This window comes from Mycobacterium sp. IS-1496 (assembly GCF_001499995.1).
In the GTDB taxonomy this organism is placed as follows: domain Bacteria; phylum Actinomycetota; class Actinomycetes; order Mycobacteriales; family Mycobacteriaceae; genus Mycobacterium.
Genome location: NZ_LQIU01000012.1, coordinates 175,884 through 190,554 on the forward strand (window position 1 = coordinate 175,884; position 14,671 = coordinate 190,554).

Here is a 14,671-nt window from a genome sequence, read left to right on the forward strand (position 1 = left end):
GGCGTCATGGACATCACGGTGACCTTCATCGGCAATGCCACCACGCTGCTGACCACCGACGGCATCACGCTTCTGACGGACCCGAACTTCCTGCACCGCGGCCAGCATGCGTATCTGGGTTACGGGCTGTTGTCGAAGAGGTTGCACGATCCGGCACTCGACATCGACCGGCTACCGCCGCTCGACGGGGTGCTGCTGTCCCACATGCACGGCGACCATTGGGACCGGGTGGCCCAGAACGGGCTCGACCGGACGTTGCCGGTGATCACCACACCGCATGCGGCCAAACGGTTGCGTAGGCGCGGGTTTCACCACTCCGTCGCGCTGGACACCTGGCAGCGGCACACGATCACCAAGGGCGCCACCACGGTCACCGTCACCGCGCTGCCGGGACGGCACGCGCCGACCCCGATCAACCGAGTGCTGCCGCCGGTGATGGGCTCGATGGTGGAGGTCTCGGGTGCCGACGGCGCGGCCAGGCGGCTCTACATCTCCGGCGACACGCTGCTCATCGAGGAACTCGACGAGATTCCCCGCCGCTTCCCCGACATCGACGCCGGCATCCTGCATCTGGGCGGCACCCGGCTGCCGTTCGGCAGGCACCTCCCGTTCGGGCTCACGGTGACGATGGACGGCAGGCAGGGGGCCGGCGCGGCCGAATTGCTCGACCTGCCGAAGGTCATCCCCGTGCATTTCAACGACTACGGGGTGTTCGCCTCGCCGCTGTCGGACTTCCTCGAGGAGATGAAGCGGCGCGGCCTGGCCGAACGGGTGATCGAGCTGGACCGCGGGGCGTCGGTGACGGTGTAGCCGGTCAGAGTTCGGCCAGCGGGCGTGGCCGCAGCAGCACCGTGGCGACCACGCTGATCACCGCGGTCACGACCAGATAGCCGCACGCCAGCCACGGGGTGTCGCCCGCGGCGGCGATCAGTGCGGTGAGGATCAGCGGTGTCAGACCCGAGGAGTACACCCCGGAGAGCTGGTAGACCGTCGACAGTCCCGTGTAGCGGATCCGGGTGGGGAACAGCGATGCGTACAGCGTGCCCTGGGCGCCGTAGAACCAGGCGTGGATGACGCCGAACACCACCACCATCCCGACCGTGTAGGCGACCATGCTGCCGGTGTTGAACAGCGCGAAGACTGGGAACACCGCGACCGCGTAGGCGGCGATGCCGGTGCCGTAGACCAGCTTGGCGCCGAACCGGTCGACGAGGAGCCCGGACACCGGGAGCAGCACGGCCATCAGCAACGCCGACACGGTCACCACGACCAGCACCGGCACCTTCTCGAAATGCAGGGTCGCCGTCGCATAGGAGATCGCGAACACGCCCCAGGTGTTGAACGCCGCGCCCTCACCCCAGCGCGACAGCATGCCCAGCACCGTGGTCTTGAGCACGGGCGGACGGAAGATCTCCTTGATCGGCACGGCCGACCGCTGGTCGTCGTCGCGGACCTTCTCGAAGGCCGGTGTCTCCTCGGCCTTGAGGCGAACCACCACACCGAAGATCACCAGAACCACGCTGACCAGGAACGCGATGCGCCAGCCGTAGGACAGGAACGCGTCCTCGGGCAGCACCACCTGCAGCAGCGCGAACACCCCGGTGCCCAGCGCCAACCCCAGTGCCAGCCCGATCTGCGGGACGCTGCCGGAGAATCCGCGGCGCTTGGCAGGGCTGTGCTCGACCGCCAACAGCACCGCGCCGGCCCATTCGCCACCCAGTGCGAAGCCCTGCGCGATCCGCAGCAGCAACAACAGGATCGGCGCCAGCACGCCGATCTGCGCGGCGGTCGGCAACACGCCCATCAGCGCGGTCGCGCCGCCCATCAGGAACATCGTCAGCGCCAGCGTGCGTTTGCGGCCGATGCGGTCACCGATGTGCCCGAAGACGAACCCGCCGATCGGGCGCACCACGAACCCGACGGCGAACGTCGCGAACGACAGCATCGTGCCGACGAACGAGCTTTGGTCGGGGAAGAACGCCTGGTTGAACACCAGGCTCGCCGCGGTGGCGTAGAGGAAGAAGTCGTACCACTCGATCGTCGTGCCGACCAGGCTGGACAGCAGGGCGGTGCGCACCCGGCGGTCGTCGGTGTCGGGTCCCGAGGCGATCGGCGGATCGGCGATGGTCATGTTGGGCCATTAGCCCCGAACGGCCGCGGTCGCACCACAGTTGTGCGCGTCGTGATTCTTACTCGCGCCGTCTGCTCGCCACGAGGACCTGCTCGCTGAACAGTCCGCCTCGCAGCTCGACCTCGATGTCGGGGCCGGCGTGGGCGGCGAGGGCGCGCAGCGCCGCCGGGCTGTAGGAGCGCAGCGAGCTGATCACCCCGTCGTGCACGAACGGCACGAACGGGGCGAGCGGCAGCATCGTCAGCAGGCGCACCACATGCAGCGGGGCGGGCGGGCGCGGCAGGTCGACGATCAGCAGCTTGTCGGCCACCCGGGTGCCCTCGGCGATCGCCTTCGCGGCCTGAGGAGGCGAGAGGTGGTGAAAAGACAGCGCGAACACCGCCAGGGCGAAGGCGCCGTCGGGCGCGTCGATGGCGGTGGCGTCCATGACCTGCACCCGCGCCCGCGGATGGCCGCCCAGGTCGCCTGCGGCGATCTTCGCCACCGACGTCTCGTCGAGGTCGGTGACGAGGACCTCCGCGGTGGGGTGCGCGTCGAGCAGGCGGCGCGACAGGCCGCCGTGCCCCGCCCCGAGTTCGAGGACCTTCGGATCGGGGACGTCGGCGATCTCCGCCAACGCGAGCTCGGCGAACCGGTCGTGGGCGCCGAACAGGTCACCGCTCCGGTCGAGGGCCCACACGACGCTGCGCTTGACGCGATCGTCGACGTCTTCGCGGTCGAGGTACTCCCTGCGGTCGGTCTCGAGCAGCCGGTCGAGACACGACGCGCGCGGGCCGCCGCGGGGCATCCGGCCGATGTCGGCGATCTGCGTTGCCATGTGGTCCATGATGGACGACTAACCCCGACACGATGGACACGAAGGAGAAGCGTGGCCCAGTTCGTCGCCGCCATCGACCAGGGCACCACCAGCACCCGGTGCATGATCTTCGACCACGACGGCGCCGAGGTCGGCCGCCACCAGCTCGAACACGAGCAGCTCTTGCCGCAGGCCGGATGGGTCGAGCACAACCCGGTCGAGATCTGGGAACGCACCGCATCGGTACTGATGTCGGCGCTCAACCGCACCAACCTGTCGGCCGAGGACCTGTGCGCGCTCGGCATCACCAACCAGCGGGAGACCGCGCTGGTGTGGAACCGCCGCACCGGCCGGCCGTACTACAACGCGATCGTCTGGCAGGACACCCGCACCGACCGCATCGCCACGGCACTCGACCGCGACGGACGCGGTGATGTGATCCGACGCAAGGCCGGTCTGCCGCCGGCGACGTACTTCTCCGCGGGCAAGGTGCAGTGGATCCTCGACAACGTCGACGGGGTGAGGGAGGCCGCCGAGAAGGGTGACGCGATCTTCGGCACCGCCGACAGCTGGGTGGTGTGGAACCTGACCGGCGGGCCGCGCGGCGGCGTGCACGTCACCGACGTCACCAACGCCAGCCGCACCATGCTGATGGATCTGGAGACGCTGGACTGGGACGATGAACTGTTGTCGTTCTTCGGGATTCCGCGCCAGATGCTGCCCGAGATCAAACCGTCGTCGTGCCTGGACTGCCACGGCGTCACCCGCGAGGACGGGCCGCTCGGCGGTGAGGTGCCGATCACCGGCATCCTCGGGGACCAGCAGGCGGCGATGGTCGGACAGGTGTGCCTGTCGGCGGGGGAGGCCAAGAACACCTACGGCACAGGCAATTTCCTGCTGCTCAACACGGGTGAGAAGATCGTCCGCTCCGGCAACGGCCTGCTCACCACGGTGTGCTACCAGTTCGGAGACGCGAAACCCGTTTACGCACTGGAGGGTTCGATCGCGGTGACCGGATCGGCCGTGCAGTGGCTGCGCGATCAGCTCGGCATCATCAGCGGCGCCGCGCAGAGCGAGGCGTTGGCGCGTCAGGTCGACGACAACGGCGGGGTGTACTTCGTGCCCGCGTTCTCCGGACTGTTCGCGCCGTACTGGCGCTCGGATGCCCGCGGCGCCATCGTCGGCCTGTCCCGGTTCAACACCAATGCCCACGTCGCGCGCGCGACGCTGGAGGCGATCTGTTACCAGAGCCGAGACGTGGTCGACGCGATGGAGGCCGACTCCGGTGTGCACCTCGAGGTGCTCAAGGTCGACGGCGGCATCACAGCCAACAATCTGTGCATGCAGATCCAGGCCGACGTGCTCGGCGTCGACGTCGTCAGACCGGTGGTGGCCGAAACCACCGCTCTCGGAGCCGGTTACGCGGCCGGGTTGGCGGTGGGCTTCTGGGACGGCGCCGACGATCTGCGGCGCAACTGGCAGGAGGACAAGCGCTGGACGCCGCAGTGGAGCGACGACCAGCGCGCCGAGGGGTACGCCGGTTGGCAGAAGGCCGTGGAGCGCACCCTCGACTGGGTGGACGTGGAGTGATTTCGGCGCGCTGACATACGGTCAGCGCACGGGAGCGCGCCGGAATCCCGGCTATTCCTCGCCGAGTACGCCGTAGATCTCGCGGCGGGCGTTGTTGACGATCTCGACGATGCGCGCCTGCTGCTCCTCGCCGGCGGCATAGGCCGACTGCGCGATGGCGCCCATGAGTTGGGCGACGGCGTGCTGCAGGGTGGCGTGGCCGGGTCCGGCGTCGTCGGTGATCTGTTCCCACGGCGGGGTCTCGACCTTCTCGGCGGCCGAGCGGCCTTCGTCGGTGAGCTCGAACAGCTTCTTGCTGCCCTCTGTCTCGGTCCCGACGATGAGCCCTTCGTCGACGAGCAGTTGCAGGGTGGGATACACCGAGCCGGGGCTGGGTTTCCACAGGCCGTTGCTGCGTTCGGCGATCTCCTGGATCATCTCGTAGCCGTGCATGGGCCGTTCGGTCAGCAGGGTGAGGATGGCGGCGCGGACGACGCCGCGCCGTCCGCGCCCGCGGCCGCCCCCGCGCCGCCCGCGGCCGGCCGCTGCGAAGCCGAAGCCGCCGCGCGGGTCGAACCCGAACTCGAAGCCGGGTCCGCGGCCAGGATGGCGCCCGAATGCGGGGCCGAAGCCCGGTCCGAAGCCGGCGTCGTGCTCGCTGACGCAGTCGGCGCGTCGCTGCTCGCGTAGGTGGTCGCGGAACTCGCGACGCGCCTGCCTGCGCTGGTCGTGCATGGCCCGTCGGTCGCCGGGACCGATGCCGAATCCGAATCCGGGGGTGAATGGGTTGCTCATGTTTGTGAATCCTTTGATGTCGAGGAAGCACGAAGCGCGCATCCGATACGTTAACGATATATCGGAAACTATCGCGATGCAACGTTCAGTTGTCGCGCTCGTCGATCCAGCCGGCGACCTCGCGCGCCCATCTCGCCTCCATCGCCCGTAGGCGGAGCCCGTACTCGAGTGCGGCGCGGCCGTAGAACGCAGCCGCGTCGTGGTTCCAGTGCACCGAATCACGCATCGCCTCAAGGCGTTCGAGCTCTGCCTGCGCGTAGTCGGCGACGGCGATGAAGTGCTTGCGAGCGGCCTCGGCCGGCAACTCGCCGAGGAGGAACACCCGTAACAGATCCGGGCGGCGCAGCGGCGGGTCGTCGGACGGATCGGTGATCCAGCGCCTCAGTTCGGCGCGCCCGGCCGCGGTGACGCGGTACTCCTTGCGGCCGCGCGGACCGATGTCGGTGACCTCGATCAGGCCGGCGTCGGCGAGTCGGTTCAGTTCGCTGTAGAGCTGGCTCTGGGTGGCGGGCCACACGTTGGCCATCGACTCCTCGAAGCGCCTGAGCAGGTCATACCCGCTCCCGGGGTGCTGTGCGAGGAGGCCGAGGGCGGCGAATCGGAGGCTCACCCCGAAAGCGTAAGGGCCTGACATTCCAAAAATGGAATGTCAGGCCCGTCGAATCGAGACGCATGCGTTCCCGACATTCCACTATTGACATGTCGCCTCAGGAGTGTCAGTGTCGTGGCAGGCTTTCCCTGCAGCCCGAGGAGTCCAGATGACCGAGACCTATTCAGCGAAAGAGGGCGTCGGCGCAGACAACCTGCCCTCGGACGGCGAGTTCTTCCACAAGGGCAACTACGCGCCCGTCGCCGACGAGCTCACCGCCTTCGACCTGCCCGTCGAGGGGCGGATCCCGTCCGATCTGCAGGGCTGGTACCTGCGAAACGGCCCGAATCCGCGGCAGCCCGCCGCCCACTGGTTCACCGGCGACGGAATGATCCACGGCGTCCGCATCGAGAACGGCCGCGCCGCCTGGTACCGCAATCGGTGGGTGCGCACCGAGAGCTTCGAGAACCACTTCGGGGTCTACAACGCCGACGGCACCCGCAACCTGCACTCCAGCGTCGCCAACACCCACGTCGTCAACCACGCCGGGAAGACCCTGGCGCTCGTCGAATCGTCGCTGCCCTACGAGATCACCAACGACCTGCGGACCGTCGGCGCCTACGACTTCGGGGGCAGGCTGGTCGACTCCATGACCGCGCACCCGAAGATCTGCCCGATCACCGGCGAGTTGCACTTCTTCGGCTACGGCAACCTCTTCGAGCCGTACGTGACCTACCACCGCGCCGACGCCGACGGCGAACTGACCGTCAACCGGCCGCTGGACGTCAAGGCGTTGACGATGATGCACGACTTCGCCATGACCAGCGGGCACGTGATCTTCATGGACCTGCCGATCGTGTTCAACATGGACATCGCGCTCGAGGGCAAGGGCGACATGCCCTACCGCTGGGACGACGACTACGGCGCCCGCCTCGGCGTACTGCGCCGCGACGATCCCTTCGGCGAGGTTCGGTGGTTCGACATCGACCCGTGCTACGTGTTCCATGTCGCCAACGCCTACGAGGACGGGAACACGCTGGTGCTGCAGGCCGTGCGGTACCCCGAACTCTGGCGCGGCACAGGCGGATTCGAAGCCAACGGCGTGCTGTGGAGCTGGACCATCGACCTGGTGACCGGCATGGTGCGCGAACGCCAGCTCGACGAGCGGGCAGTCGAGTTCCCCCGTATCGACGACCGGCTGGCGGGTCTGCCCGCGCGGTACGCGGTGTCGGTGGGCGATCAGCGGTTGGTGCGCTACGACCTGGCGACCGGCGCGGCGGTGGACCACGTCTTCGGCACCGCGGACGCGCCGGGCGGACCGGGGGAGGCGGTGTTCGTGCCCGCCGCGTCGGGGCCCGCCGACGAACAGAACGGGTGGTACCTGGCGTACGTCTACGACCCGCAGCGTGACGGCAGCGACCTGGTGATCCTCGACGCCGCCGACTTCAGCGCCCCGCCGGTGGCCAGAGTGCAACTGCCGCAACGTGTCCCGTACGGATTCCACGGCAACTGGATCGAGGGCTGACGCCCCGCGCTCAACTCGGCGGGGTGAAGCCCGGATCTCGCGGCGGTGCGGCGGCCGCGTACGACGGAGCGGGCGCCGACGGGTACGCCGACGGCACGGGCATCAGACGGGCGAGCGCCCGCCGGTGCCGTTCGGCCAGCACGGCCGCCAGCACGTACTGCGGCGGCGTCCCCGGCGGCGGTGGTGGGGAGATCCGTGAGACGACCTCGCCGGCGATGCGGTAGGCCATCTCGTCCCGCAGCCCGGGCTCCAGTTGGTGTGCCCGCGAGAGGAATTGGCGGGCGCGCTCGGCCTGCTCCCCAGCGAGGCCGGACAGCTCCAGCGTGGCGGCCCACCACGCCAGCGCGGGCGGCATGACCGGAGGTGGACTCATCCGCGGCGCCCGCTCGCTGATCACGACCGTGCCGGCGAAGATGTCACCGATGCGCTTGCCCTTGGGCGACAGCAGGCTGCACACGGCGGCGGGCCCGCCGGCCAGCATCCACAGTTCGATGAACCCGGCCAGTGCCCGGAACAGGGCCTGCCGGAACCGTTCCGGGCCGCCGTCCTCCGACACCACGCGCAACCCGAGCGCCATCTTCCCCAGCGTCCGCCCGCGCGTCGCGGTCTCGAACAACAGCGGGTAGCCGACGAGGGTGAGCACGGTGAAGATGATCAGCACCGCCGCCGACAGCGCGGTGTCGAAGTCGCTCAGGGTGATCGCCCACAGCACCAGGCCCAGCACGTACCCGACGAAGACGACCAGGATGTCGATCATCGCGGACAGCGCCCGGATCGGCAGCTGGGCGATCTGCACGTCGAGCACCACCGCGTCGCCGGTCACCACCGGTGCGGGCTGGGAGACCATACGGCCACGCTACTAGGCTGGCCGGCGTGGATGTCGACGCGTTCGTGCAGGCCCACCGTCCCACCTGGGACCGGCTCGACGAGCTCGTCAAGCGGCGCCGACGGCTGACCGGTGCCGAGGTCGACGAACTGGTCGACCTGTACCAGCGGGTGTCGACACACCTGTCGATGGTCCGCTCGGCGTCCACCGATTCCGTCCTGGTAGGCCGGTTGTCCGCGCTGGTGGCCCGGGCGCGCGCGGCGGTGACCGGTGCGCACGCCCCGCTGTGGCGGGAGTTAGCGCGGTTCTGGACCGTCTCGTTTCCGGTCGTCGCCTACCGGTCGTGGCGGTGGTGGCTCGGCTCGGCCGCCGCCTTCTTCGTCGTTGCCGCGCTGATCGGGTTCTGGGTGGCGGGCAGCCCCGAGGTGCAGTCGGCGGTCGGCACCCCCAGCGACATCGACCAGCTGGTCAACAACGACTTCGCCTCTTACTACAGCGAGAACCCGGCGGGCTCGTTCGCGCTGCGGGTCTGGGTGAACAACGCGTGGGTGGCCGCGCAGTGCATCGGCTTCGCGATCCTGCTCGGCCTGCCGATCCCGTACATCCTGTTCCAGAACGCCGCCAACCTCGGCCTCACCGGCGGGTTGATGTTCGACGCGGGCAAGGGCGACATCTTCTTTGGCCTGCTGACCCCGCACGGCCTGCTCGAGTTGACCGCCGTGTTCCTCGCGGCCGCGGCCGGCATGCGGCTGGGCTGGATGGTCATCGCCCCCGGGCACCGGCCGCGAGGACAGGTGCTCGCCGAACAGGGCCGGGCGGTGGTCGCGGTCGCCGCCGGGCTGGTGGTGGTGCTGCTGCTCTCCGGCCTGATCGAAGCGCTGGTCACCCCGTCGCCGCTGCCCACGTTCGCGCGGATCGCGATCGGCGTCGCGGCCGAGGTCGCATTTCTGGCCTACGTCGTGCATTTCGGTAGGAAGGCGGTTCGGGCGGGTGAATCCGGCGACATCGAGAACGCGCCGGACGTGGTGCCCACCGGCTGATCACATCCGGCCGGTGGCCTTCATCTGGAGATAACGGTCGGCCAGTGCCGGTGCGAGTTCCTCCGGTGGGGCGTCGACGACCTCCACTCCCGCCTGTCGCAGCGTGCCCGCGATGCGGTTGCGGTCGTTGCGCGACCGTTCGGCGGCCGCCGCGTCGTACACGGCGGCGGCGTCGTCACGGCCCGCGGCCAGCAGGTCCACCCGCGGATCGGCGACCGCCGCGATCAGCACGTGGTGGCGCGCGGCGAGTCGGGGCAGCACCTCCATCAGACCTTCTTCCAGTGCCGATGCGTTGAGGTCGGTGAGCAGCACCACCAGCGCGCGGCGGCGGACGCGGCGCTGGATCGCCGACGCCATCGCGGCAGGGTCGGATTCGACGAGCGCGGGTTGCAGCGGTGCCATCGCGGACACCAACTGGGCGAGCAACTCGGTGCGCGAGGCGTTGAACACCCCGGCGCGGGTGACCCGGTCGTGGGCCAGGAAGTCGACGTGGTCGCCGGCGCGTGCGGCGAGCGCCGCCAGCAGCAGTGCGGCGTCCATCGACCAGTCGAGCCGCGGCCAGCCGCCGGGGTCGGAGGCGGTCGGGTCGACCCCGACGCGCCCGGCCGAGGTGCGGCCCGTGTCGAGGACGATGACGATGCGCTGGTCGCGTTCCGGGCGCCACGTCCGCACGACGACGTCGGCGCGCCGGGCCGTCGCCCGCCAATCGATCGACCGGACGTCGTCGCCCACGACGTATTCGCGCAGCGAGTCGAACTCGGTGCCCTGTCCGCGGATCAACGCGGGCGTCGACCCGTCGAGTTCACGCAACCGCGCCAGCCGCGACGGTAGGTGCTTGCGGGACAGGAACGGTGGCAGCATCCGGATCTCGCCGGCCACCCGGTGCGACGCCTGCCTGCCGGCCAGCCCGAGGGGACCGATCGAGCGGACGGTGACGAGCGCGGACCGTAGATCGCCACGACGGGTCGGGCGCAGTGCGGTGCGCACCGTCATCCGTTGGCCCGCAGGAAGATTCACCTCGTGAGCGCGCGGGGCGCCGTGCGCACTCGGCGGCCAGGCGTCGCGCAACCGTCCGCGTAACCGCCGCCCGCCCGGGTTGTGCACGTCGAGCACCGACTCGACCGACTGGCCGAGCCGGGCGGCGGTGTCCCCGGACCGGGTCACCTCCAACCGGCGAGGACTCGCGGCCAGCGCGATGTCCACGACGAGCGCGAGCAGGAGCACACCCGCCAGCGCCGCGAACGCCATCGCCGGGGCGGGCGCCACGGCGATCGGCAGCACGCACAGCAGTGCGACCAGCGCCGCACGCCCGGTGAGGACCACTACCGCGGGACCGGCACGGCCGCGAGGATGCCGTCGAGCACAGCGTCCGGGCTGGCGCCTTCCAGTTCGGCCTCCGGGCGCAGCGCGATGCGGTGGCGCAGCGTGGGCCGGGCCATCGCCTTGACGTCGTCGGGGGTGACGTAGTTGCGTCCGGACAGCCACGCCCAGGACCGGGCCGTGGCCAGAAGTGCGGTGGCCCCGCGAGGGGAGACGCCCAACTGCAGCGACGGGGACTGCCGGGTGGCGCCGGCGATGACGACGATGTAGCCGAGCACCTCGTCGGCGACCAGCACCTGACGGACCGCCGCCCGGCCGGCGGCCAGGTCCGCGGGGCCCGCGACCGCGCGCACCGCCGACAGGTCGCGGGGATCGAATCCGCGGGCGTGGCGGTCGAGTATCGCGATCTCCTGGTCGCGGGGCGGCAGCGGCACGGTGAGCTTGAGCAGGAAGCGGTCCAGCTGGGCCTCGGGCAGCTGGTAGGTGCCCTCGTATTCGATCGGGTTCTGGGTGGCGGCCACGATGAACGGGTCGGGCAGCGGGCGCGCCTCACCCTCGACGCTGACCTGCCGCTCCTCCATCGCCTCGAGCAGCGCCGCCTGGGTCTTCGGCGGAGTGCGGTTGATCTCGTCGGCCAGCAGCAGGTTGGTGAACACCGGCCCCGCACGGAACTCGAATTCGGCGGTGCGTGCGTCGTAGACCAGAGACCCCGTCACGTCGCCCGGCATCAGGTCCGGGGTGAACTGCACGCGCTTGAACTCCAGCTGCAGGGTGGCGGCCAGTGTGCGGACGAGCAGTGTCTTCGCCACGCCCGGAACACCTTCGAGCAGCACGTGGCCGCGGCACAGCAGCGCGATGACCAGCCCGCTGACCACGGCGTCCTGGCCGACGACGGCCTTGCCGATCTCCTCCCGCAGGGTCAGCAGCGCCTGGCGCGCCGAATCGGCTGCCGTGCCGCCGGTCTGGGTGGTCTGCGCTGATGGCTGAGTCACGAGTGGGCGACCTGCCTTTCGATGTCGTCGAGGTGATGGGCGATGGTGACCAGATCGGCGTCGGTGTCCGGGGCCGGGCCGTACAGTGCGCGCGCGACACCCTGCGGGTCGGCGCCGGTCCGCTGGGCGACGGCCTGGACGACCGCCGGTGGCTGGGCGTGGGCGGGCAGGCCGAGCCGAGGCAGCAGACGGGCGCGGGTCGCGGTGCGCAGCGCGTCGGCGGCGCGGTCGCGGGCGCGCCGGGACCGGTACAGCCTGCCGCGGCCCTCGACGGTCTCGGACGCCCGGATGACGACCGGAAGTTGTTCGGCGACAAGCGGTCCCAGTCGTCTTCCCTGCCAGATCGCGAGCAGGACCACCGCCAGCGACAACTGCAGGACGATCCAGCTGACCTGGTCGGGGATGAGGTCGGACAGGCCCGCGGTTCCGGCGCCGCCCTCCCGCTCCTGTGGGGCGAACCAGATGACCCGTGACGCGCCGCCCACCAGGTTCATCGCGAGCGCGGCGTTGCCCTGTTCGAGCAGCCCGGCGTTCGTCATGAAACCGGACGTGCCCACCACGGTGGTCGTGCGATCCGCGTCGGTGTAGCGCACCAGCGCACCGTCATAGCACCGGGTCAGCGCCGGGCCCTGCTCGGTCGCCCGGTAGGTCTCGGCCAGTCCGAGTTGCGCGTCGCCCGCGCGATTCGCCTCGCGCAGATCGCAATCCGGCGCGGGGGCGAATGAACTGACCCCGTCCGAGCGCACCTCCGGCGCGAGTGCTTCGCGTGCCCGGGACACGGGTTGGACCAGCAGGCGGTCACCCGGCAGGTCGGCCAGCCGCCGCAACTGCTCGTCGTCGGTCAGGCGGTGCGTCTCGGCGAACACGATCAGCGTGCCGGCGCGGGCCGCCTTCTCGACGTCGGCGACGCTGCGGGCCTCCACCACCTCGACGCCGCGGTCACGCAGCAGCGTGACCAGAGCCCGGACCCCGTCGGGGGAGGTCGACTGCGGATCCATCGGCGCGCCGGGACGCGACGCGGTCAGCAAGGTGCCGACCGTCGCCACCGCGACGATGACGACGAGGGCGAGGACCACCCAGCGTGAGGCGCGCAGGCGCTGTCCGACAGTCGGCCCGACCGCCGTGGCAGGACGCGTCATCGCACCTCCGCCCAACCCGTTTCGGCCCGCCGCGCGTCGACGGTGTGGCCGGCCTGCGCACCGGACGAGCGGATGTGGTCGTCGAGGGCGGCCACCGAGCGGTACGCGGTCTCCGTTCCGGGCCGGTCACCGTAGGTGACGTCGTTGAATGCCGTTGCGGCGTCCCGCAATTCGCCCGACAGCCGGGGCAGCGCAAGGCCGGCTTCGGTGGCCAGCTCCGTGGCGGTGCGGCCGGGAACCGGTGGGAGCACGCCGGATTCCTCGAGTTGCCGGGCGATCGCCCGCAACCGGTGGCGGATCGCCAGCGACCACTGGCCGGCCGCGGCATGCTGTTCGGCGGTCACGCGGTGTTCGGCGGCACTCAGTTCGTGGCCCCCGTAGAGGGAGGGGCCGCCCCGGTCGGTGCGCATGGTCCTGCGGGCGACGCGCACGGCCACCACCACCGCGACGGCAAACAGCAGGAGGAGCACGGTGATGGTCAGCCATCCGCCGGGCACACCGGCCCCGCCCTGGGCGATGCGGTACACGAGGTCGTTGAGCAGTTCGGACAGCCGATCGGTCAGCGACGCCCTGGGATAGATCGGCTTGTCGAGCTCGCGCTGGGCGGCCTCGTGCGCGGCGTCGCGATCGATGTCTACGGTCGGCACGTCACGGGCGGCGGGTCAGCCACAGGTGGTCGGTGGAGTAGGCCGGAACATACGGGCCCGCCGCCGCACCGGTGTGCAGCACCAGATCGAAGGCCTCGGACCGGATCCTGCGGTCGGTGTAGAGCAGGACGACGACTCCCGCGCTGAAGGGGGCGGTGAGGATCTGGCCGATCGCCGCGCCGACCGCGACGAGGATCAGGCCCACCACCACGCCACCGTCGGACCCGGATCCCGCGAGCAGTTGTCCACCGAAGCTGAACGGCACCCCGACGGCGCCCGCGATGACGGCCGCCGCGAGCGCGGCCAGGACCCAGATGCCCAGCACCCGCCAGAAGTCCCTCTTCACCAGCGCGAACGAGCGTCGCGCCGCATCGACGATCCCGAGACGTTCCAGGACGATCAGCGCGGGGGTGAACACCAGCGAGGTGGCGACGTAGACGATCAGCAGGAACGCGGCGATGACCAGCGGAGCGCCGACCAGGAAGGCGGCGACACCGCCGCCGATGGTCTCGGCCGCGATGACCACCACCACGACGACCACGATCAGCAGCACGACCGCCAGGGCCTCGAGGGCGGTGAAGCCGAGCAGCGCGAGCAGTCTGCCCTTCATCCGCTGCCACGCTTCGCCGATGGTGATGTCGGCCCCGAACACCGCGCGTCCGACGATGACCGTCAGCATGCCGCTGAGCACGACCGATGCCAGGGCGGTGGTGATCGACCCGGCCAGCGAGGACCCCGACAGCACGGCGACGTCGCCCGCGGTGGGCTCGCCGCCGAGGGTGGGGTCGAGGTCACCGGTGGCGATCAGCGGGCCCAGGATCTGCAGGGCGAGTGAGATGAGCTGGGCGGCGACGACCACGATCGCGGTCAGCCCGAGTGTGGCCTTCGGATTGCGCCGGATGTAGTTGACCGCCCCGTTGAAGATGTCGGACAACCCGAGCGGACGTAACGGGATGACACCGGGTTTGAGCACCCCGGGCTGTGCGTACCCGTGCGGGGGCGGGTATCCCGGCGGTGGTGGGTAACCCTGTTGGTAGCCCGGCGGCGGATAGCCCTGTTGATGACCCGGTGCCGGGTAGCCCGGTTGGTAGCCGGGTGGGGGATGGCCCTGTTGGTGACCCGGCGGCGGATACCCCTGCTGGTAGCCGGGGGGCGGGTAGCCCTGCGGTGCATACGGCGGTGCATACGGCGGTGGAACGTGACCGGGTGGACCCTGTGCTGGCGGCGGCGGGTCGACCTGGCCGGGCCCGCCGGCGTCGTTGCTCATGGCCACCATCCTGTCGATCACCACGCCAATTGACA

14 protein-coding genes are annotated in these 14,671 nt (G+C 70.4%); 4 read left to right on the forward strand and 10 right to left on the reverse strand.

Going from position 1 to position 14,671, the window contains the following annotated elements:
• The first annotated feature begins 6 nt into the window (after nt 1-6).
• Complete coding sequence (locus AU195_RS08340; protein ID WP_059158583.1) at nt 7-810, forward strand: MBL fold metallo-hydrolase; 804 nt, start codon at nt 7-9, stop codon at nt 808-810.
• Nucleotides 811-814: 4 nt separating this feature from the next.
• Here the strand turns inward: AU195_RS08340 and AU195_RS08345 are convergent, their stop codons facing one another.
• Nucleotides 815-2,131: an MFS transporter gene (locus AU195_RS08345; RefSeq protein WP_059158584.1), complete on the reverse strand. Its 1,317-nt coding sequence runs from the start codon at nt 2,129-2,131 to the stop codon at nt 815-817.
• A 58-nt stretch (nt 2,132-2,189) separates the two neighbouring features.
• Nucleotides 2,190-2,957, reverse strand: coding sequence for a class I SAM-dependent methyltransferase (locus AU195_RS08350; RefSeq protein ID WP_059158585.1), 768 nt, complete (start codon nt 2,955-2,957; stop codon nt 2,190-2,192).
• Between the two features lie 42 nt (nt 2,958-2,999).
• Between AU195_RS08350 and glpK the strand changes: the two genes are divergently transcribed.
• Complete coding sequence (gene glpK, locus AU195_RS08355; protein ID WP_059158586.1) at nt 3,000-4,517, forward strand: glycerol kinase GlpK; 1,518 nt, start codon at nt 3,000-3,002, stop codon at nt 4,515-4,517.
• A gap of 51 nt (nt 4,518-4,568) precedes the next feature.
• On the opposite strand, the gene AU195_RS08360 is transcribed toward glpK, so the two are convergent.
• On the reverse strand, nt 4,569-5,291 hold the full coding sequence (locus tag AU195_RS08360) for a PadR family transcriptional regulator (protein ID WP_059158781.1): 723 nt from the start codon (nt 5,289-5,291) through the stop codon (nt 4,569-4,571).
• A gap of 85 nt (nt 5,292-5,376) precedes the next feature.
• Complete coding sequence (locus AU195_RS08365; protein ID WP_286149159.1) at nt 5,377-5,901, reverse strand: PadR family transcriptional regulator; 525 nt, start codon at nt 5,899-5,901, stop codon at nt 5,377-5,379.
• Nucleotides 5,902-6,049: 148 nt separating this feature from the next.
• Here AU195_RS08365 and AU195_RS08370 point away from each other — a divergent pair, with 148 nt between their 5' ends.
• Nucleotides 6,050-7,405, forward strand: a complete 1,356-nt coding sequence (locus tag AU195_RS08370) for a carotenoid oxygenase family protein (RefSeq protein WP_059158588.1) — start codon at nt 6,050-6,052, stop codon at nt 7,403-7,405.
• 10 nt (nt 7,406-7,415) lie between these two features.
• On the opposite strand, the gene AU195_RS08375 is transcribed toward AU195_RS08370, so the two are convergent.
• On the reverse strand, nt 7,416-8,252 hold the full coding sequence (locus tag AU195_RS08375) for an RDD family protein (RefSeq protein WP_059158589.1): 837 nt from the start codon (nt 8,250-8,252) through the stop codon (nt 7,416-7,418).
• A 26-nt stretch (nt 8,253-8,278) separates the two neighbouring features.
• On the opposite strand from AU195_RS08375, the gene AU195_RS08380 reads away from it, so the two are divergent.
• Nucleotides 8,279-9,271: a stage II sporulation protein M gene (locus AU195_RS08380; RefSeq protein WP_059158590.1), complete on the forward strand. Its 993-nt coding sequence runs from the start codon at nt 8,279-8,281 to the stop codon at nt 9,269-9,271.
• Here the strand turns inward: AU195_RS08380 and AU195_RS08385 are convergent, their stop codons facing one another.
• Genes AU195_RS08385 through AU195_RS08405 form a run of 5 tightly spaced genes read right to left on the reverse strand, consistent with a single transcriptional unit; the run spans nt 9,272 to nt 14,645 of the window.
• Complete coding sequence (locus AU195_RS08385) at nt 9,272-10,594, reverse strand: DUF58 domain-containing protein (protein ID WP_059158591.1); 1,323 nt, start codon at nt 10,592-10,594, stop codon at nt 9,272-9,274.
• Entirely contained in the window at nt 10,594-11,583 is a 990-nt protein-coding gene (locus AU195_RS08390) for an AAA family ATPase (protein ID WP_059158592.1), read from the reverse strand. The genes AU195_RS08385 and AU195_RS08390 overlap by 1 nt, the downstream gene beginning before the upstream one ends.
• Nucleotides 11,580-12,722, reverse strand: a complete 1,143-nt coding sequence (locus tag AU195_RS08395; protein WP_172800505.1) for a DUF4350 domain-containing protein — start codon at nt 12,720-12,722, stop codon at nt 11,580-11,582. The genes AU195_RS08390 and AU195_RS08395 overlap by 4 nt, the downstream gene beginning before the upstream one ends.
• On the reverse strand, nt 12,719-13,369 hold the full coding sequence (locus AU195_RS08400) for a DUF4129 domain-containing protein (protein ID WP_059158594.1): 651 nt from the start codon (nt 13,367-13,369) through the stop codon (nt 12,719-12,721). Before AU195_RS08400 ends, AU195_RS08395 begins: the two co-directional genes overlap by 4 nt.
• Before the next feature lies 1 nt (nt 13,370).
• Nucleotides 13,371-14,645: a DUF7847 domain-containing protein gene (locus tag AU195_RS08405; protein ID WP_502687326.1), complete on the reverse strand. Its 1,275-nt coding sequence runs from the start codon at nt 14,643-14,645 to the stop codon at nt 13,371-13,373.
• Nucleotides 14,646-14,671: the final 26 nt, after the last annotated feature.

Coding starts and splice junctions, on each gene's coding strand:
- AU195_RS08340 (WP_059158583.1), top strand. CDS start 7: ATGGACATCACGGTGACCTTCATCGGCAATGCCACCACGCTGCTGACC.
- AU195_RS08345 (WP_059158584.1), bottom strand. CDS start 2,131: ATGACCATCGCCGATCCGCCGATCGCCTCGGGACCCGACACCGACGAC.
- AU195_RS08350 (WP_059158585.1), bottom strand. CDS start 2,957: ATGGACCACATGGCAACGCAGATCGCCGACATCGGCCGGATGCCCCGC.
- AU195_RS08360 (WP_059158781.1), bottom strand. CDS start 5,291: ATGAGCAACCCATTCACCCCCGGATTCGGATTCGGCATCGGTCCCGGC.
- AU195_RS08370 (WP_059158588.1), top strand. CDS start 6,050: ATGACCGAGACCTATTCAGCGAAAGAGGGCGTCGGCGCAGACAACCTG.
- AU195_RS08375 (WP_059158589.1), bottom strand. CDS start 8,252: ATGGTCTCCCAGCCCGCACCGGTGGTGACCGGCGACGCGGTGGTGCTC.
- AU195_RS08395 (WP_172800505.1), bottom strand. CDS start 12,722: ATGACGCGTCCTGCCACGGCGGTCGGGCCGACTGTCGGACAGCGCCTG.
- AU195_RS08405 (WP_502687326.1), bottom strand. CDS start 14,645: ATGGTGGCCATGAGCAACGACGCCGGCGGGCCCGGCCAGGTCGACCCG.